We start from the raw sequence: 18,757 nt of genomic DNA, 5'->3' as shown, positions 1-18,757 counted from the left end.
GATGGATGCAAGCCAAACCCAGTCCGTTGTATGTCATTATTAATCCACCAGGCGTTCAAGATGGAATGCCTGGTGATACCTTGGAGGTTCATGCTGTCATCATAAATCAGGGTGACCAAAGTGCTATTATAGATGTCTTTTTTGATGAAGGATTTCAAAGCATCGATCCGTCGTTTGTTCCTCCTCGCGAACGTTTGGCACTCAGTCCTCAACAAAGTAACGAGGTGAGTTTTGAGTTTCAAATCCCATTTAACGCTCAGCCAGGAACCTATCACTATACTCTAGTTGTAGACGCCCCCGAGCATTATCCACAAAATACACCGATACATTTTGCTCGCCAAGTTAGGGTTCTGCTGAAAGAACAGACTGCGATTCGAGCAAATGACCCCACTTTTTCACTCCAGCCCACCACAAACCCTCACAACCAACTTATTTATAAGGGCAATCCTTTACAGATTGTTGCTACAGTTGAAAATCGCTCCTTACAGGTAGACAGTTTCCGCTTAGTTTGTCCAGATTTTGAAGAAGATTGGATCACGATTCGTTATCCTGCAACTGGTTTGGAAGCACAGGGATTGCTCTTGGATAGAAACAAACTAGAACTCAACCCCAGTTCAGTTGGTCAAATCTTTTTGCAATTTCATCCTCCTGCTAATACCCTCGCTGGTAGTTACTCCCCTACAATCCGGCTGTATTCTCGCAACTCTCCAGAGTTAGTTCTGCTAGATTTGGTATACATACAAGTTCCAGAAACATATCATTTGGGTGTTGAGTTAAATACCCTTTTGGGAAAAGTCAGTCGCACTTCTGGGAAGTATGAGGTGAAAATTGCTAACCAAAGCAATCTGGTGCGCGAATTGAGGGTAAGTGCCAAAAGTTGCGATGAAGAAGAACTTTGCACGTATAAATACGCTCCTCCACAAACAAAAGTGTTTCCCGGTAAAAGTAGTGCCGTGTCTTTAGAGGTTAAGCCTAATCAATGGTGGCGGCGACCATTTTTTGGGGAAGGTCTTGTTATCAACTTTCAAATTGACATCGAAGATATACAAGGATTACCCGTTCCAGAAACACTACCAAAGGGAACTTTGGTGTGGAAATCCCGTCCTATTTGGCAATTATTGTCGCTGATTTTGATAGCTTTAGGATTAGTTGGAGGGGTAGCGTTTCTCATTTGGCGGCTCTTAAATCCCGACCCTTTAAGATTGGAAGATTTGAGATCTGATAGCTCTAGTTATCGAGAGGGTGATCAGAGCATAACCTTAAGTTGGAATATATATAATTTTAATCAGTTGAAAAAGTTAGAATTAAAAACTAATGGACCAGTACCCAGCAAGCCAAGAGTTTTTGACTTTGGTAAAGGAATTCCTGATGAATTAGATAAAAAATGCAGCAAGCTACAACAAGAAGTACTATCATGCAATGAATTTAAAACAGATGCAACAACACCAGGTAAGTATTCTTTTGAGTTAACAGCAGACCTTCGTAATGGTAAACGTGTTACTGCTAAAACGTCTGAAGTTGAAATTGTTGCGTTACCTGCACCAGAGGTTGTTAGCGTTCGTCCAAATAAATATGATTATATCAAAGGTCAACCAATCCTTTTGAGTTGGGACATTAAAAATCCAAAACAGCTTTCCGTACTTAATATTGTTACCAAACAAGATGGTCAAACACCCGTTGGACAACCAATAACTTATACCTTCAAACAGGGTAATAATTGGGCAATTCCCAGTCAACTCAATAGTCCACCTGTCAGTCAACCTAAAAATTCACTTAAAGGTCAGTCTAAAATTCCATCTAAAACTCAATCTAAAAATCTGTGTAGTTTACAACAAATTGAACAAAATGAAACGCTTACTTGTATAAATGTTCCTGTAGCAAGTTCTACCACAGCAGGTAAGTACTCTTTTGAATTACAAGCTTGTTATAAGTCTTGCAAACAACCTAATTCTAAATCTATTGAAGGAATGATTGAAGTCAAAATCAAGCCTACGAAGATTGTTTATTTCAGACTTAATGGAAATGAAGAAAGAACACGGAACTTGGAAAATGGTCAACCTCTTATTTTGGAGTGGAAAGTTGAGGGGGATGAAGAAATTAACGTTTATCTGTCAACTGAGGGAAGAAAGGTAAAGCCTTTAGGCAAAGTAGAAACTAAGGCAATTAAAGCCTTAGAACCCAAAATTGAACTGATTGTGACTGATAAATCTGGTAAACCTTTGGATAACAGAATCTTTTCAATTACAGTTATTGATAAACCTGTTTCAATACCCAAAACTCTAATCCCTAAAAAAAACAATGAACGTCAGCCCGCTCCACAACCTGTGGCTCCTAATTCAAATCTTTAGCTCATTGATACAGTATTCAACATGGAGGTAAAAAAGTCGGGAGTGGTGCATTCGGAACAAGTTAAAAGTGAGTGAATTTTGTCAATACATCTTTGAGTATAAATAAATGTGTATAAGAATGATAATCGTGCTGTGGGGGAATGGGGGAGAAAGAGATTTTTCTTGCTGCTGTTAAAGAGTGCAAACTTACCTTGGCAGACTAATACTTAACTCCTGGGTATGTAAGCAATATCCAATTTTTCCATCGCCTTACGCTTGGTTTCGTCCCCGCGCCGGTCATACTTTGCCGTCGTCGTCGGGCTAGTATGTCCGGCAAGTTGCTGTACCGTTACTATATCAGCCCCGCTATCAAATAAGTCAGAACAAAACGTCCTTCTAAAATCATGGGGAGAAAACCGCTCAACTCTGGCTTCTAATGCGCGTTTTCGCACAATCATGAACACCGCTTGGGGAGTCATGCGCTTGTAATCTCCGATAAATCCCCCCTTGCGAATCGGATGCAACAAAGGTCCCGGTCTGCTACCGCGTATCGTAAGCCAATCAGAAATCGCTGCAATTGCAGTGGTCGGCATATACACCGTCCGGTCTTTCTCACCTTTACCGCTCAAAATTTCTAACGCACCAGTTGTCGCATCAAAATCTTTCAAATGCAGCGCCACCACTTCCGCCCTTCTTAACCCACACCGCAGTAGTGCAATTAACGCGCTATCCCGCACACCCAGCGGTGAGGAGTCAGCTTGACAAACCCGAATGAGTGCAGTAATTTCATCGGGTTTTAGTCGCCTACCTCGTTGCTTTTTACTCGCCTTAATACTGCGTAAATCTACAGCTTTTTGGTAGTCAGTGGCACTTATGAGGTCGAGTTTGAACGCTTCTTGCAACACCCTCCTTAACGCACATAACATTTTATTCGCTGTTGCTGGGGCGTGTTTTTTCATCAGAACAGAACGAACAGCAGCGGTGTGTTGATACCTCAATGCTGCCCAGTTTAATGTCATCGCATCGCAGTCGCCGTTGCTCAACAAACCCGCGATCGCGTTGAGAGCTTGTTCCATAGTCGGGCGCGACCCAGGTGCAAGACTATCGAGATACACCGCCGCTGGGTGTAGCGTCAGTGGTAATGGCTCGCTTAGAACTAGCGCCGGAACTGAGGGTGCGCGCATTTTTTTATCAGAACTTGTATTCTAGTCAATCATTCTCCCACAGTTCGTGCATCGCAATTGCCGTTCGTCAAGCATTGTTTGCATTTCTTTATTATCGAAGAAGGGAATAGGGAACGCTTAACGCTTAACGCTTAATAGGGAACAGCGATTATTGGGAACGCTTAACAGTTTTCCGCAATTTCGGCGTTCCTGTTTCCGGGAGTAAGAGACCCCCCATAACTATCAAGTGGTATGTTTGGTGGTGGGGTATAAATCTCCATCACCAAACCCCCTTTGTTAAGAGCCTCGAAGCAGTATCCACCAGCAAAGAACAGAACTGTGTCTTGTGGGTATATCATAAAGATGTTTTGCAGCAATTGCTTTGAAATTGGAACGAGTGAAATCGATAGAGTTATGTACAGGTGCTGGAGGTTTGGCGATGGGCTGTGCCAAGGCGGGCTTTCATCATCTGGCACTTGTGGAACTCTCTAAGCACAGTTGTCACACGATCCGTGAGAATCAACGGCTCGGGATTGCCCTTTTGGACGACTGGCATATTCACAATATGGATGTGACAGATTTTGACTATTCCACGATTTCGGAAGAAATTGACCTTTTAGCTGGTGGTCCACCTTGTCAGCCCTTTTCAATTGGCGGTAGGCATGGTGCTTTTCTCGACAAACGGGATATGTTCCCCCAGTTCTTCCGGGCAGTACGCGCATTACGCCCCAAAGCGTTCCTGATTGAGAATGTACGTGGATTACTGCGTCGTAATTTTCAAAAATTTTTTGAGTATATTATCTTACAGCTAACCCATCCAGAAGCTCAGCCCAAGCCGGATGAATTTTGGGCTGACCACTTGGCACGACTGGAGCGTCATCATAATAGTGGGAAGAGCGATGACCTTGAGTATCACGTTACCTTTAGATTGCTCAATGCAGCTGATTATGGCGTACCGCAAAAGCGGGAGCGGGTTTTTATTGTTGGCTTTCGGTCTGATTTGAAAGCAAACTGGTCTTTCCCTGAACCAACACATACGAACCAAGCGCTTATTTGGCATAAGTGGATTACTGGGGAATATTGGGAACGCCACAGCATTTCCAGTAAAGAGCGTCCCCAGATGAGCGCCAAACTTCGTAGCCGTCTGCAACGTACTGGTGCAAATTTGTTGGGTAGCATGAGCGCCCCTTGGTGTACTGTCCGGGATGCGATCGCTGACTTGCCACCTCCCGAAAACACTGATATGGCTTCACATATACCCAATCACATTTATATTCCGGGAGCCAGATCGTACCCAGGACATACGGGCAGCCCTTTAGATGAACCAGCCAAAACCTTAAAAGCAGGGGTGCATGGTGTCCCTGGTGGGGAAAATATGCTTGCCTTGCCTGATGGACAAGTTCGCTATTTCACGGTGCGAGAGGCGGCAAGGTTACAGACGTTTCCTGATGATTACTACTTTCCCTGCGCTTGGGGTGAGTCAATGCGTCAAATTGGTAATGCTGTTCCTGTTACCCTTGCTTATTTGATTGCTTCTAGCATCCGCAGCCATTTACGTAAAGTCTGCCACGGGGATACTCTCCGTGGCGAGCTTTACAAGAACTAACACTGGCAGGAAAATTGTAGTTGCTGTAAGTGCAATTATTATTCATGCCATTAGAGGTCTTCCAAGCACCAGCCACGTTACGCGAACAGTTAATTGAATTTCAAGCTAGACAGCAATGCCAAGAACTCACCGAATTAGAACAGCACAAAGAAGAGTTGGCGGGCTATGTTGGCGTTTATTTACTTTACTATCGAGGACAATTTCCTTTGTACGCAGATATTACTTATGCGAACCAAAACTCATGCTGTATGCCGATTTATATTGGCAAAGCGGAGAATCCTGGCAAGCGTACTGGGAAAGGAAACGTTACTGGAGGGCTAGTTGGGCGGTTAAGAGAACATAGGAACTCCATTCGCACTGCACCCAATCTTGATGTTGCCGAGTTTCACTTTACAGTCGTGGCGATGGCAGTGGACTTGGTTGCTTGGGGCGAAGCGATACTGATAAGACATTTTCAGCCTGTTTGGTGCAGTATTATTTCTGGCTTTGGTATCCATGCCCCTGGTAAGGGACGCTTAGCACAGATGCGTTCGATGTGGGATGAAATCCATCCAGGACGGTTGTTTGCCGAACAGTTACCAGCCAATCCGGTTACTGTTGCCAGCTTACAGCCGCAAGTGACGCAGCACTGCCAAAATATATGTGCGCGGTTGGGATGCCCGTCGAAACCGTCGGAAGATGCACGAGGGAAAGGACGACTTCCTAGTAAATAATTCTCTCACGGTTCGTGCATCGCCATCGCTATTCGTCACTCGCCCTTCGGGCTCAAATTCAAAAAAGGTCAAGTATTGATTTGCATTTCTTTATAATTATTGAGGAGATATATTCTCTATCGTTGGGGGTGGTATAATCCGTCCCTTGCCTTCCATTCCCAAGCAATACTCATAGGATCGCGGTTCCGGGACCAACTCAAAAATTCTTTAGCGCTCTTGTTTTCTCTTTCAGCGACGAGGCCTTGGGAAGTGACACCAAGTCTTTGGGCAAGGCTTTCGTTTGTCCTAGGCTGTAGTTCAACTTGTGTTTGTTGGTACGGGTAAGCAAGTCTTCGCGGTTTAGTGTTGTGACTTAATCTCCCAGAGGCAATTGCCCGTTCGATTAACTCTAGCTTCTTAGTGATAACTTCTAGTTTTGTCTCCACCGAGGAGCCTTGAGCAACAAGATGGGATTCCAGTTTCAAGAGCTTTTCTTCTAACGGTTTGACTGATTTATTGCCTGCTGTTACATCGATATCATTCTTGATATCAAATCGGAGTAGCAATTCCTCTAAGGCTTGCAGCAAGGCAATTGTATGACCCTGCCTGTGTAACTTTGATAGTCGCCGAACCACCCCAATGAGTGGAACGGGCACACGAATCATCTCGCTTGGTGGGGATTTTTGGTCTGGCATTTGATATCATTATTGATATCGACTAATTAATTGTAAAAGGTTTGGCGGAACCTTGGAATTTACTGAGTATTAATTGTGTCCATATTTTTCAAAATTGTTACAAATCGACACAATTTGCGACGGCAGTGATCATGCCCAAGCGCTAAGACCTTGAATTTATCGAAATTCAACGTCCACCTCAATTTAAAGGTGTTGGTAAAGCACTATTAAATTTCGCAATTCCTTAGAAGTGTTGAGTTAGGGTTAGAAGGTAGAGTTGGGCTGCATTCCCTACCAAGGGCTGAAAGATTTTACGAAAAACAAAATATGTTTAACTGCGGGTCTGAAGAAGACTATGATAATTGTTCTTCGACCCCAAGAGTTGAAAGGTTTTGTCCATTTACCTAAACGCGCTTGTTGTAGAGCGAACTTATGTAGGGCTTAATTGGTGTCGGCGTTTAAGTAAAGATTATGAACGACTACCAGAAACCTTAGAGACTTTTATCTATATTGCAATGATACGTATTATGATTCGACGCCTCGCATAATTTTTGACCTACTTCGACTTTTAAAACATCATCTGATTTTTGCGAAGCTAGGTACACCTTTATTCCTTCTTCGGTGTTAAGCGTTAAGCGTTAAGCGTCTCTACTTTGTGATTCACAAAAATCAGATAGGATTGCTATAACAAAACTAAGTATATTAATGATAAATATTATCGGTATAATCAGAATTAGTTTCATAGAATCCAAAAGGAACTGATTGATGACTGGCAAAAACCGCAACCGCTATCCTTTAAACTGGGATACTATCGCGCTTGAGGTCAAATCAAAATCTGACTGGAAATGCACGCGCTGCGGTATGCAATGCTTACGTCCAACTGATAAAAAAGAAGGATTATCTCGTAGGGAACGCAGCATCAAAACATTAGTTGTCCACCACTGGAATTACACGCCCGAAGACAATCGAAACGAAAATCTCGCGGCTTTATGCAGCAGCTTATGTAGAATCCACGTCGTAGAAAGGTTGATGTGACTGACTTTTGTTCAACTCTTCTACAACGTAACCCATGTTAACTCCTTTTTCAAAAAACAGAAAAATTTACAAAATGTAACTGGTATTTTTGACTCAGTACCGCACTTTTGGGTGCCTAATTATTAAAATCATTGTGTTGATAGATTCTTGCTCCCGGATCAGCAAAAACGTGGTTGAGATGACTGTAAAAATTGCCTACGAACTTGACAAATGGCTGAAATCGAAGTGGCAAAGAGATACCCGATTCTACACCTTAACCCTTTGCCAAAACCTATTTGGAGAGTGGATTATCACCAAAACTTGGGGCAGTGCCATCTATCGAGGATTCGGCAAGTCAAAAGATTTAGATTGCAAAGATTATCAAGCTGCTTTAATAACTTACTACAAGCTGCAAGAGCGAAGGTCCAAGCGAGGGTATAAAAGAGTTGACCCTGAGTCAAGATATTGATGAATTCTCATTATCTTCCATTTTCGCTTTAGCTATTCGCCAGGAGAGTAGTTCATAACCTGATAAAAATTCATCATTACTGACTCTAACCAAAATTTCTCCTTGCTGTATAGGTAAATATTTTTTCGGAACATCCTGACAGAAACCACTCTCAATAGCCTGACGATACCAACGTTCAAACTCATCCTCAAGAGGAGTCATCGCCTTCTGAGGAACATTAGGTTCAGCTTCATCACGAATCATTGCCAGCAAGCAAGCGCCGGGACTCTCAATGCTGTTATGGCTTCGGTACTGCCTGAAGGCGGATATTGCCAACTTCACCCTCTCTGGCTCATGTTTGGCTATTTCCTGTTTTAATCTAACACCGATTTTGATGCCCATTTCGGTAATTAAACGAGTAATCTCTTGAGATAGATTCTTGAATTCGGCACTATCAGACTTGTTGGGAACCGAGTTCAAAGAAACAACTTTTGGGGATGATTCAGGTGTGGTCAAATGCTTAATTTGTGTTCGCAGTCTTTCACATTCGGATCTCAACTCGAAGATTTCAGCAACATGACCCCTCAAGTTCTGATTCTGTCGCTTTAATTCTTTATTTTCAGCCTCCAGTTCTCGAATCCGTTGCTTGAATACTTCAGAGAGAGTTTTGAGGCTATGGGGTCCAGGTTGTTTCTCCTCTAATGAGTTGAGTTGTTGTGTTTTTCGCGATTGTAAATCATGAATGTATTCAGTTAATTCTGTCCATTTGTAGAGGTAGGAAATGGAACAGCCAGCCACCTTAGCAATATTGGGGAAGGTCAAGGGTTTACCGCTTTTTTGAATCTCTTCAATAGCGCGAAACACTTGTTCACGTTTGTGCTGTTTTCGCTTTTGTTGAGCTGACCGAAGGACAGCAGCCTGTTTTTCCCGATTAAGTTGCTTCGCCATTAGCAACTCTCCTCAAATCTGATAGCCATTTATCCATTGCTTCTAGGGTAGCCTTGGATTCAGAATAGGCGAGGGCAGCCCCGGCTTGTTTAGCTGACTCCATGCGTTTCTGTTCTCCAGCATATTGCCGTTCATAAAGAGGTAATTTGTTTGTACTGGGGCGGAAACTACCACAGCCGTAACATTTGGGATAGAGGTTGTAGATACAGTTTGTTTTGGGGTCAAGGGTGCAGTGACCATAAACCGCCAAACGAGGTGAAATTTCCAGGTCGAGTTCGTAGGCTCTTGGGTTTTTGAGAAGACTTTCAGGTAAGGTTTGCCAGGGTTGGGTCTAAACGTAGAAAAATCTGCCAGCCTCCGGAAAAATCGCCCATGTATAAATACTCCTGCATACCATCAAAATCTCAGGTTTGGGCGATTTTTCCGCCCAGATCGTTGGCGCTAAACCAACTAATTAGTAATGAGGCTGGCAGATTTTTCCGGTTTTAATGAAGCGGGAGGAAGCGGTTTTGTGAATTCAGTAGAAGTTCCTGAAAAGGTAAATCTACTGCCGCTACTTGCTCCCTAGTGGGAGGCGCATAGTGCTGAAATGTCGTTTCACTACTGAGGTGGTCAGCATAGAGTTGAGCTGCTTCCATTCCATGTTTAGCCCTCACTTCTTGCAGGCGACTAGCGCGGGTAATCTTACCTGTAAAGTAGGGTCTAATACCATTGCTATCACGGATGTCTTCTTGCTCTATCAACAGACGAATAAGACGAACCATTGAGTTTTCATCTGCTGTTACTTGCGGGGGTTTGGGTAATGGTTTGATGCTAGAAAATGATGGGTAAGAACTCTGTTTAATACTTCTAAAATGACAAAACAGATAGGAGTAATCTGAACCTAAGGTTTTCCTAATCCATTGCTGTTGTTGTTCAATAACTCGTCTAATCTCACGAGAAGCAGGTAGTCTGTGCCATCGTTCCACTTTATGCTGATAAAACTTGATATACCATTGACCATTTTCTTCAACTAAACAATCAAAAGCCATCTGACAGATATCTGCTGGACGAGCAGCCGTATATTCTTGCACTAAGTAGTGACGAGCAACAGGAGCAGGAATTTTATCGAGATGCTGTTTAATTCCTTGACGGGTGATTTCATCCAACCAATCCACGTCCTGAATTGTCTGTTTAGGAATATCTCGATGACGAACTAAGCTTTGAGATTCTAATCCTAAAAAATCAAAAAAATCTTTGAGGATATATAGCTTTTCTCGAATGGTTCGATTACAGTTACTTTGATTGAGGTCGAGAAAGGTTAAGATGAGTTCTCGCTTAATATCAGGGAGTTGGTGGACATGATGTTGCTTCAAAATTTGACTAAACTGACGCAAAGTCACTAGAGAATTCATCGGTTTTGCGCTAGCAGAATACCTACCTGATTTGAGTAAAGAATATAGATATTGCTTGACTAGGACACGAAACCACTCAGGTTTAATTGACTTAAAGTTAAGGATTTTCACGGGTGGGTTTTTGATAAAATGGCGAAAATCCCAAACATCATCATCAAAACAGAAATTTAATAAAGTTTCTTGTTGTTGATACCCAACCCAACTGCCATAACTTGTGGCGTTAGGGTGAAAATTTATGTGGCAGAAGTAACAGCGACAATTACTCTGGCTGCTACTCGTCCCAAAGGTCTCGTAAATCCATCCTTTCTGTCCATCAGGGCCAATTTGATGGCACAGGGGATTAGGACAAACTAAATGCTGGCGATAACTGTGAAACTGAGGTGGAACTTGACAACAAAGCAGAGTCTTAAGGGAGCAAGAGTTACATCCTAGTTTGAGTTGACAACTAAGTCCATCGTCATAATGAAATTTGCTTATTTGTCCTTGATTACACTGAGGACAAATAAATTCGCCAACATACTGTTCTGCCCAATTGACTGATAGAGTTCCTTGAAGAGTTTGGTGAATGGAAATTGGTAAATGTTTAAATTTACCAGTCAGGTATGTTACTTGATGACAAAAATCACATCCCAATCTCAGTTTGCAAACAGATCCTTTCGAGTAAGAAAATCTGTTGAGTTGTCCCTGATGGCAATGAGGACAGATAAACTCACCAGCATAATCTGTCTTCCAATTGACTTGTAAAGTACCGTTAAGGGTCTGGTGAATTGAGATAGGTGGGTGTTGAGGAACTTCACAAGTTAAGTTGGTGATCTGAGAGCATGAATCACATTTAAGTCTCAGTTTACAAATTGGTTTTTGAGAGTGATGAAAATTGTTAATTTTTCCCTGGTTGCAGTTGGGACAAATAAACTCGCCAGCATAATCTGTTTGCCAATTTACTTGTAAAATACCGTCAAGCGTTTGATGAATTGAGATGGGTGGTGACTTTCTCAGTTGACAAGAGAGGGGAGTGGATTTGTGGCAAGCTTCACAGCTTAATTGAATTTGACACAGTGTTGTCTTATCGTAATAAAAATGGCTCAATCGTCCGCGATTACAAAGGAGACAAACGAATTCATGATTATAGTTCTCTGACCAATTTACTTGTAAAGTACCGTCAAGGGTTTGGTGAATTGAAATTGGTGGATGCTTGCGTTTACCCATTAGTTTTATGCTCTTGAAGATGTTGTAATTCTGACAAACCGTCAAGACGTTTTTGGATTAAAGCTAATAAGTTATTAATCTCAGTCACTCGTCTTGACTGTCCATTTTTTTGCGCTTGATAATGGTCTTGCTGTAAGCGCTTCAAGTCAGCTTCTAACTGTGATTTATCTTCGGGTGTTACGCGATGATGAGGACAGCTTAGACAGGCATAGCGATGTTGACAATCTCCTAACATGGTAGGACGATGACATTCTCCCAAGGGGGTACTAACTTTGAGGAGATTAGCTAATTTTTCATACCTAGTTTTTCTTGGTTTAAAAGAAGTAACTCGACCATACATATCTACATAACCTTTGAGATTAGCTTCTTTTTCTAACCTGATAAGCGAACGCTGACGATAATGAGGTAGCATATCTAAGGAACTGTGACCTAGTACGGCAGCGATATATTCATCCTCTACTTCACAATGAGCCATAATGCTGGCTTTTGTGCGACGAAACATATGGCTAGTTAGTTTAAATCTGTTGCCATGTTTGTCTTTTAAGTCTGCTACCTCTCGAAAATTAGTTAGCCAGGTACTAATTCTCAATCTGGTAATTGTTTGGGGTTGATAGCACAGTACTGTATCTAATTCTCTGTCAGCCCAAGGAATACTTTTTTGGGGACTATAAACGGTACAAAATAGTTTATCGAATTCAAAATCTCTTCCAAATTGAGCATCGAGGAATCTCTGCTGTTCTTGAACTAATTCGGCTACCTTAGGATGAATCTGAACAAATCGCCAGTGTTTGCGTTTTTCAAACCAACGTAGTAACAACCATTTGTCGCCTTCCTGTTTGAGGCTATGGCGTGGCATAGTGAGAATTTCTCCAATGCGGCAACCTAAAACCAATTGCAAGCGAAACAGTCTTTCAATTGTCGGGGGGAATAAGTCAAATTTTTCGTAGATTTGGTAAAGTACTTCCTCTGGAATTGTCTCGATTTTAGGAGAATTTTGTTTAAGTTTGATGGGGATAAAGGAAATTTCTAGCCACTGTTCTTCTTTCCAAAGATTGAGGGCATAAGCAATCGCATTCTGACGATTACCGCTATTAATTTCGCTAATAAATTGATGGAGGAGTGCTTCTGTCAAAGATTGGGGTTGTGTATATCCATGATTACATAAAAAACGATCTAAATGGTTTAAACAGCCAAGGCGATGAATAATACGACCGAGGGAATATCGCTCTCGAATGCTGGCTTTAATGGTTAGTTGGGTCAGATGTTTTAACCAAGGGAGTGAAAACTTGTGAAAGTAGAGATGATAATGTCCATTAATTCGACATTCTTCTTGGCTATAACCTAACTCTAACAGTGACCAAACATCTTGATTCATTAAAGGGTCATTAATCCACTGTTTCCCTAACTCAGAGAGTGCAATTCGCTCATGTAATGTCTCTGAGGTAAATGCTGAAGCCATTAATTTTCTTCTTCTCTTAAGTATTGCTCTAGGGTCATTTCATCAAGAACATGACTGTAAATGTCTTTCGTTGTGACAATTGAACGATGTCCTAAAAGCTGTTGTACATATTGGTCAAGATAATTATCTTGCAGCATTCTAGTAGCGAAGGTATGGCGAAATAAGTGCGGATGTGCTTTAATTCCTGTTCGTTTATGGAGTTGGTCAAATAATTTATTTAAGCGAACTAAAGACATCGCTTGTCCTACCCACTTACCTGATAAATTGACGAATAACATTCCATGTCCCAAAGTTTCGGCTCTATGCGGATATTCTTCTAATAAGTAGGCATGAAAGGTCTCTTGAATAGCTGACCGTTGGAAAAGAATGGGGATTTCTCGTTCTCTTCCTTTAGCCATTGCGCGATTAGGATTGTCTTCTCTGCGTACAATCCGAATGCGTCCACTGACATCTAAGTCTTTCACATCTTCCAGGTGTAATCCTAACAGTTCTCCCCGCCGCACTCCTGTTGAGCGCAGCAGCATGATAATTAACCTGTCTCGATAAGTTGTACAGGCGTTGGCTAAGGCTGCGACTTCTTCATCTAGTAGACAACCACCGAAGAGTTTCGGTTCTTTTATTTTGATGCGTTTGCTCTTTTGTGGATTGCTTTTAGCGATTCCTCTAAGAAAGCCTCCTCGTTTTCCCCAACCGTGCGTTAGTTTCGTGAAATGTTTTTCCTCAATCCTGCCCTCAATTGTGTGATAGGTATAGAATTCAAGGATGGCGGTGACTGCTTGATTGACAGTGCGAGGACTCCTTTTGGCAACAATTTCTCTAACATTTTCTGAGATTGCTTCAACTTCACCACCTAGCAAGTACCAATTCACAAAGTCTGCCAATTCATTTAACCCAACCTCATACCAGTTGAGAGATTTGGATTCTAGCCAGCGCCAAAAGTCTACCAGTCGATAAGCGTATGTACTGACTGTGTTAGGTGCTAATTGTCGCTTTCTACAATAGTTCAAAAACCTTTGGATTGGCTCTATGGGTAAGCAGGTTTGGTAGTCGAAGACACAGCTAAATCGTTCTTCTGTGTGAGGGGATATTGCCCATTCTACCTTGGCCATTTCTACGTTGTGGAAATTAATTTGTTTCTACCCTAACGCAAAAATTAGGGCTGTTGTTGTTGTTATTTCTACGTTGTAGAAGTGGTTGTTGTTGTCTATATAAAGCAGCTGTCACATGCTGTTCCATACGCGACGACGGGGAAATATATCACCAGGACAACTCTCTTTGTGGTAACAAAACCAGTAATTTAAGACAAATCAATTGAAGATATATTCGTAGCCAGTTGATTTTGTAGAATTGGAGGGGTATACCTGGGATTTGAAGCTGCTAGGTTTGAAATTGCGGTAGCTATTAACAACTACATAAGCTAACGCTTGATGTAAATAGAAAGCTCGGATATCGCTTCAGAAAATAGCTAGTTACTATTTATATCAACAGGAGTTAGAATCATGGAATTAGCACAGTCTATGCTGACGGGACTTCTCTTCATTCTTATTTACGGATTCTCTAGTCTCTTTATTTTCCAATTTTTGTTAGAGATATCCGTCGCTTTTGAAAAACACTGCAACTGCACTACATCTATAAAACATACAGTAGCAACAACCGAAACATTAACTGAAAAATCCAAGATTCGGACATCTGACAAGAGCAAAAATAAAGTATCTACAACCAAACAAAAGTGTTCCCTTCACAAGAACTATTTAGCCTATAAGTTAAATACGGAATAGCATTTAACCAATTAGATGAGAAATATTAAGTAGATGAAGTTGAACTTGAGCAAAGAATAAAGAAGAAGGGGTGTAAGGGTGTAAGGGTGTAAGGGTGTAGGGGGGGGAAAGCACTTCTGTTGGGGTTAATGACCCCAACCGATTAAAGACACCGTATTTGACGGTGGGGTTTTAAACCCCATTGCTCCTGGGGGCGGGGTGTACATTTTCAACTCTTTCCCCTACACCCCCACACCCCTACACCCCTACACCCAGGAGCGAAGCGATAAGCCTCCTTGGAGAAAGCGAGCCAGCAGAGTTTGAAAAGCTCTATGTGGCAATGGAAAAATTCTGGGAGGTTGAAGTAGTGAATCTCCAAGAACGATTAAGGGAACTTAAACTAATTTCGGTATAGGCAGAGAAGGTTAGTATCCTGTATTACGCCAACGCAGTTGATCTGTAAGAGCTTCGATTAGTCCCTCTGCTTCGCCTCTCCCAATACCCTCTAAAATTGCAATTGCCTTTTTTAGGTTAACTTGGCAGTCTTCTGAGTATCCCTGCATTGTATCTTCTAAAGCATGATTTAAAGTATACTCACTTAAATCAGCCACTTCTAAGTGAAACAGCCAATATGCTAATGTTGCCCGCAATGCCAGCTTATCAACCGGGGTAAGTTTTTCTAGTGTTGTGCCAAAATACTCGACAAGTTGGTCTATTTGCTGGGCTTGAATGTAATATGTAGTACACTTACTCATCTTGACAAATCTCCTAATTCTTTCTCTCTTGCAGGTAACCCTGGCGGTAATCTTTTTTCTTCAAACTCGATGCCTGACGGTATGACCACTGCTTCATAGGAGTAACCTTCTCTACATTCAGTAGTTGACGACGATAAGTATCGTTACCCGTTAGTTGTGCTAGAGCACCAGCGATAAACCGAGCGCAGCGTTCTGGTTGAGACGAGACTTGTTCCTCTGCAAACCGAATAACTAGCCAGTTTGCATCAACAAAACACTTGTTTCTATAGTCGTCCTCACCAATGCAGTGGGTAGGCTTCCCAGTCGCAAATGAGATAGGTTCGTCTACTTCGAGGTCTATGTGTAAGCGCGTATTAGGCTCGACAATAAGAAAATCAGCCGTATATGCTAACTGATGTCCTGGAGGAAGCATCACTTGTTGTGGGAAAACAATCTCACCGAAATAATGTTTGAGAACATTTTCAAACAACCCTTCACTCGCACCGATTGGTGCATCTCCCTGTCCGTCCGGAAAAACTAAAGGAGTAAACTGTTTTTTCTCTTTAACTAACTCTGGGATAACAACAATTGGATATTCTGGTGTCTTTGCCATAGCTGCACTAACTCCTCATACCACATGGCTCAGATGAGTTGTTACAGTCAGATTGTAAAATCTTCATATTGATTTTTTGAAAAACGAAAAACGTAAGGATTCAGGAGAACTCTTCGCAATTATCTACATTCACAACCAGCAATTCAATCAACAAAATACTGAAAATCAACTAACTTTTTTCTAATGTTTTTCATCCAAAAATTAGAAAATTATCAGCTGCCAATTCCATCCCTTCTAGTTAGGATTGCTTCTAAGAAGCTACAAGCAACACTAAATGAAATCCAGCTTTAATTGTCTAGAAGACCTTCTTGCCAATAATTATCCCGTCATCGCCTGCGAATCCCCCCTCCAAGAACGTCACCGCCTCCTCACCCGTATCGCTGCTTACTGTCAAAATACAGGTAATAAAGCTTACATATGGAATCTCAATGAGTCCAGTATTAAGGAACTAGCTGTCGGCGTGAAAGAAAATCTCATTCTGCGAGAGTTCAATGACTATAAACCAACCGTCAAACAAAATAAAGAAGACTATTTTCAAGTACTCAATTTTTGGAAGGGTTATTCTGAAATCGGGATATTAATTGTTGAGAATATCTTCCCTTGGATAAAAGAAAATAACAATCAATCAGCCGATTTTTTGATTGTATCGTCATGGATTAAGTCGTCCCTAATTAACCTCAAGCATTCCAACCAAGATAGCGGGAAAACTACTATATTACTAGGACACCACGCCGAGATAACAAGCGAAATGGCGGCTATTATTCCTTTATGGACACAAGAACTGCCAGATACACAAGAAATTATTGACAATTTAATTAATAGTAAAATTCTCCCTTCAACATATACAGACCAAGACTGGTTGGAAATTGCATATAGTAGTGCTGGATTGTATATTTCTGATATTATTTCTTGCTTCAAAGATATTGAAAAAACTCACCCTACCGGAAATTCCAGCGAGATAGCTAAACTTCTACTATCAAGAAAAATTCAATTGCTCAACCGCTTGTATGATATAGAGTTTTTACCTCCACCAAAAGTGCAACTTGGGGGATTAGAACTCATGCAGGAATCCTTCAAAAAGTTCAAGCGATTGCTCACCCCGCGTGCCAAACAATACAATCTGCGTGTACCCAAGGGTATCATGCTCGTAGGACCACCAGGAACGGGAAAATCACACTCAGCAAAAGCCTGTTCTCAAAATATGGGGATTCCCCTCATCATGGTCGATTGGGGTAACTTTAGAAGTTTTGGTAATCAAGCAGAAGTTAAACTCAAACGCTTATTGCGACTGGTAGATAGGCTTAACCAAGTAATTTTGTATTTTGACGACTTCGATAAAGGCTTCGCTGGGGATGACGACCTGGCCAAACGGCTTGCGGGTCAGTTGTTGACTTGGATGCAAGAGCGCACATCAGACGTACTGGTCATCGCGTCGGTTAACCGGATGGAATGGTTACCACCCGAACTCACCCGCGCTGGACGGTTTGACTATTTATTTAAGGTAGACCTACCCAACAATGGGGAAAGACATACAATATTTAAGCTTCATGCCGCCCGATTTGACAAGCGCTTCCGCAATAGTAACGACCCCTGGAGCGAGGACGAATGGCGGCGTATCCTGAAAGCGACTAACCGTTGCGTAGGATCTGAAATCCAGACGATTGTTGAGCGTGCTGCTTTTAGTATTTTTTGCACGATGACAGCAGAAGATACCTACACATCCTCAGAACTCCCACCCCTAGAATTAACCATTGAAGCGCTGCTTGAAGAACGCCGCCAAATCAACCCGCTTGCTATCCGCGAAGCCGATAGAGTCGAGTCGATGCGTAATAAAGCTGACCAACAAGCTTTACCTAGTAGCCTGCGAGATGAAAGTAAGTTTGCTGTTGGAAACATCAATATTTTCAGCTAGCAAACGTCAGAAATCAGTTATCAGTTATCAGTTATCAGTTATCAGTTTGAAGAAGAATTCAGCAATTCTGAATTCAGTATTCAGAAGGAAGAAATAAAGAACTGCGACTTCTGAACGCCAGGTGCTTTATGCCGGGAGACCCGTCCACCGCACTGGCTCCTCCTGACTTCTGAACGCCAGACACCTACGGAGGGAGACCCTCCCGCAGTGCTGGCTCCTCCTGACTCCTTCACTGTTTACTGTTTACTGTTCACTGTTCACTGTTTACTGGTCACTGGTCACTGTTCACTGTTCACGCTCTTTAACCACCTTATCACTTTACTTATCTAAAATTATGAAAGTCACAAGACCAACCACTCAAAGAATAATTCAAACAAAAGGCGCACAAACTTCACCAAAAAGCCTATTCTTCAAAATTCTCTTTGTCGTTGGACCAATTGCTGGTTTTACTGCTGCCCTCTCACCCCTATCACTCTACTTTTGGAATCATCAACCCCAGTATCTACCTGTTAGTGCAACCTTTACTAGTAATAACCAAACTATCACACTAGAGGTAGCTAGAGTTGCCCAAGAACTATCCAAAGGACTCAAATTCCGCAAGTCAATACCGAACAACCACGGGATGCTATTTGTTATCAACAAATCAGAACCAATTAGCTTGTGGATGAAGGATACTCACATTCCCCTAGATATGATATTTCTTAAAAGTGGAGAAATTAAACATATCGTCAGGAATGTACCACCCTGTACAACTCAGGAATGTCCTAAATACAATTCAGTGTACCCTGTAAACCAAGTCATCGAATTACC

General features: G+C 41.9%; 16 protein-coding genes and 2 pseudogenes. 9 read left to right on the top strand and 9 right to left on the bottom strand.

The annotated features are described in order from the left end of the window. The first annotated feature begins 5 nt into the window (after window positions 1-5). Window positions 6-2,348 (top strand): COG1470 family protein, encoded by a 2,343-nt coding sequence (locus AC5590_RS13035; RefSeq protein WP_169264107.1) that lies wholly within the window; start codon window positions 6-8, stop codon window positions 2,346-2,348. Window positions 2,349-2,554: 206 nt separating this feature from the next. Here the strand turns inward: AC5590_RS13035 and AC5590_RS13030 are convergent, their stop codons facing one another. Continuing rightward, window positions 2,555-3,511, bottom strand: a complete 957-nt coding sequence (locus tag AC5590_RS13030; protein ID WP_169264106.1) for a tyrosine-type recombinase/integrase — start codon at window positions 3,509-3,511, stop codon at window positions 2,555-2,557. Between the two features lie 376 nt (window positions 3,512-3,887). On the opposite strand from AC5590_RS13030, the gene AC5590_RS13025 reads away from it, so the two are divergent. Continuing rightward, window positions 3,888-5,096 carry a DNA cytosine methyltransferase gene (locus AC5590_RS13025; RefSeq protein WP_169264105.1) on the top strand — a complete coding sequence of 403 codons (1,209 nt, stop codon included), beginning with the start codon at window positions 3,888-3,890 and terminating at the stop codon, window positions 5,094-5,096. 44 nt (window positions 5,097-5,140) lie between these two features. After that, entirely contained in the window at window positions 5,141-5,809 is a 669-nt protein-coding gene (locus AC5590_RS13020) for an Eco29kI family restriction endonuclease (RefSeq protein ID WP_169264104.1), read from the top strand. A gap of 116 nt (window positions 5,810-5,925) precedes the next feature. On the opposite strand, the gene AC5590_RS13015 is transcribed toward AC5590_RS13020, so the two are convergent. Beyond that, window positions 5,926-6,483 (bottom strand): hypothetical protein, encoded by a 558-nt coding sequence (locus tag AC5590_RS13015; protein ID WP_169264103.1) that lies wholly within the window; start codon window positions 6,481-6,483, stop codon window positions 5,926-5,928. Window positions 6,484-6,641: 158 nt separating this feature from the next. On the opposite strand from AC5590_RS13015, the pseudogene AC5590_RS13010 reads away from it, so the two are divergent. The 4 genes and pseudogenes from AC5590_RS13010 to AC5590_RS12995 all read left to right on the top strand — a co-directional run. Continuing rightward, window positions 6,642-6,870 (top strand): annotated as a pseudogene (locus AC5590_RS13010) (hypothetical protein); the annotation flags it as partial. After that, window positions 6,824-7,010 (top strand): annotated as a pseudogene (locus tag AC5590_RS13005) (transposase); the annotation flags it as partial. The pseudogenes AC5590_RS13010 and AC5590_RS13005, both read left to right, overlap by 47 nt. 217 nt (window positions 7,011-7,227) lie before the next feature. Continuing rightward, on the top strand, window positions 7,228-7,497 hold the full coding sequence (locus AC5590_RS13000) for an HNH endonuclease (RefSeq protein ID WP_169264102.1): 270 nt from the start codon (window positions 7,228-7,230) through the stop codon (window positions 7,495-7,497). Between the two features lie 178 nt (window positions 7,498-7,675). Further along, window positions 7,676-7,945: a WGR domain-containing protein gene (locus tag AC5590_RS12995; protein WP_169264101.1), complete on the top strand. Its 270-nt coding sequence runs from the start codon at window positions 7,676-7,678 to the stop codon at window positions 7,943-7,945. Here AC5590_RS12995 and AC5590_RS12990 read toward each other — a convergent pair. The 7 genes from AC5590_RS12990 to AC5590_RS12960 all read right to left on the bottom strand — a co-directional run bounded on the left by AC5590_RS12990 (window position 7,934) and on the right by AC5590_RS12960 (window position 16,035). Then, a complete protein-coding gene (locus tag AC5590_RS12990) occupies window positions 7,934-8,872 on the bottom strand; it encodes a DUF6262 family protein (protein WP_169264100.1) in 939 nt (312 codons plus the stop codon). The genes AC5590_RS12995 and AC5590_RS12990 overlap by 12 nt on opposite strands. Further along, a complete protein-coding gene (locus AC5590_RS12985) occupies window positions 8,856-9,122 on the bottom strand; it encodes a hypothetical protein (protein ID WP_246163647.1) in 267 nt (88 codons plus the stop codon). Before AC5590_RS12985 ends, AC5590_RS12990 begins: the two co-directional genes overlap by 17 nt. Window positions 9,123-9,357: 235 nt before the next feature. Then, window positions 9,358-11,472: a site-specific integrase gene (locus tag AC5590_RS12980; RefSeq protein ID WP_169264099.1), complete on the bottom strand. Its 2,115-nt coding sequence runs from the start codon at window positions 11,470-11,472 to the stop codon at window positions 9,358-9,360. Further along, window positions 11,465-12,931: a tyrosine-type recombinase/integrase gene (locus AC5590_RS12975; protein WP_169264098.1), complete on the bottom strand. Its 1,467-nt coding sequence runs from the start codon at window positions 12,929-12,931 to the stop codon at window positions 11,465-11,467. The genes AC5590_RS12980 and AC5590_RS12975 overlap by 8 nt, the downstream gene beginning before the upstream one ends. Further along, window positions 12,931-14,040 carry a tyrosine-type recombinase/integrase gene (locus AC5590_RS12970; protein WP_169264097.1) on the bottom strand — a complete coding sequence of 370 codons (1,110 nt, stop codon included), beginning with the start codon at window positions 14,038-14,040 and terminating at the stop codon, window positions 12,931-12,933. Before AC5590_RS12970 ends, AC5590_RS12975 begins: the two co-directional genes overlap by 1 nt. A gap of 1,073 nt (window positions 14,041-15,113) precedes the next feature. After that, the gene (locus AC5590_RS12965; protein WP_169264096.1) at window positions 15,114-15,443 is read right to left on the bottom strand and encodes a hypothetical protein; all 330 of its coding nucleotides are present in this window, start codon (window positions 15,441-15,443) and stop codon (window positions 15,114-15,116) included. 13 nt (window positions 15,444-15,456) lie between these two features. Next, complete coding sequence (locus tag AC5590_RS12960; protein ID WP_169264095.1) at window positions 15,457-16,035, bottom strand: hypothetical protein; 579 nt, start codon at window positions 16,033-16,035, stop codon at window positions 15,457-15,459. A gap of 274 nt (window positions 16,036-16,309) precedes the next feature. Between AC5590_RS12960 and AC5590_RS12955 the strand changes: the two genes are divergently transcribed. Both AC5590_RS12955 and AC5590_RS12950 read left to right on the top strand, forming a co-directional pair. Further along, window positions 16,310-17,947 (top strand): ATP-binding protein, encoded by a 1,638-nt coding sequence (locus tag AC5590_RS12955; RefSeq protein WP_169264094.1) that lies wholly within the window; start codon window positions 16,310-16,312, stop codon window positions 17,945-17,947. Window positions 17,948-18,281: 334 nt separating this feature from the next. Continuing rightward, window positions 18,282-18,757 (top strand): DUF192 domain-containing protein (locus tag AC5590_RS12950; RefSeq protein WP_169264093.1); only part of this gene is annotated, 476 nt, incomplete at its 3' end.

This window comes from Brasilonema octagenarum UFV-OR1, assembly GCF_963888615.1.
Lineage (GTDB): Bacteria > Cyanobacteriota > Cyanobacteriia > Cyanobacteriales > Nostocaceae > Brasilonema > Brasilonema sennae.
This window is presented reverse-complemented; position numbering and strand designations above follow the sequence as displayed.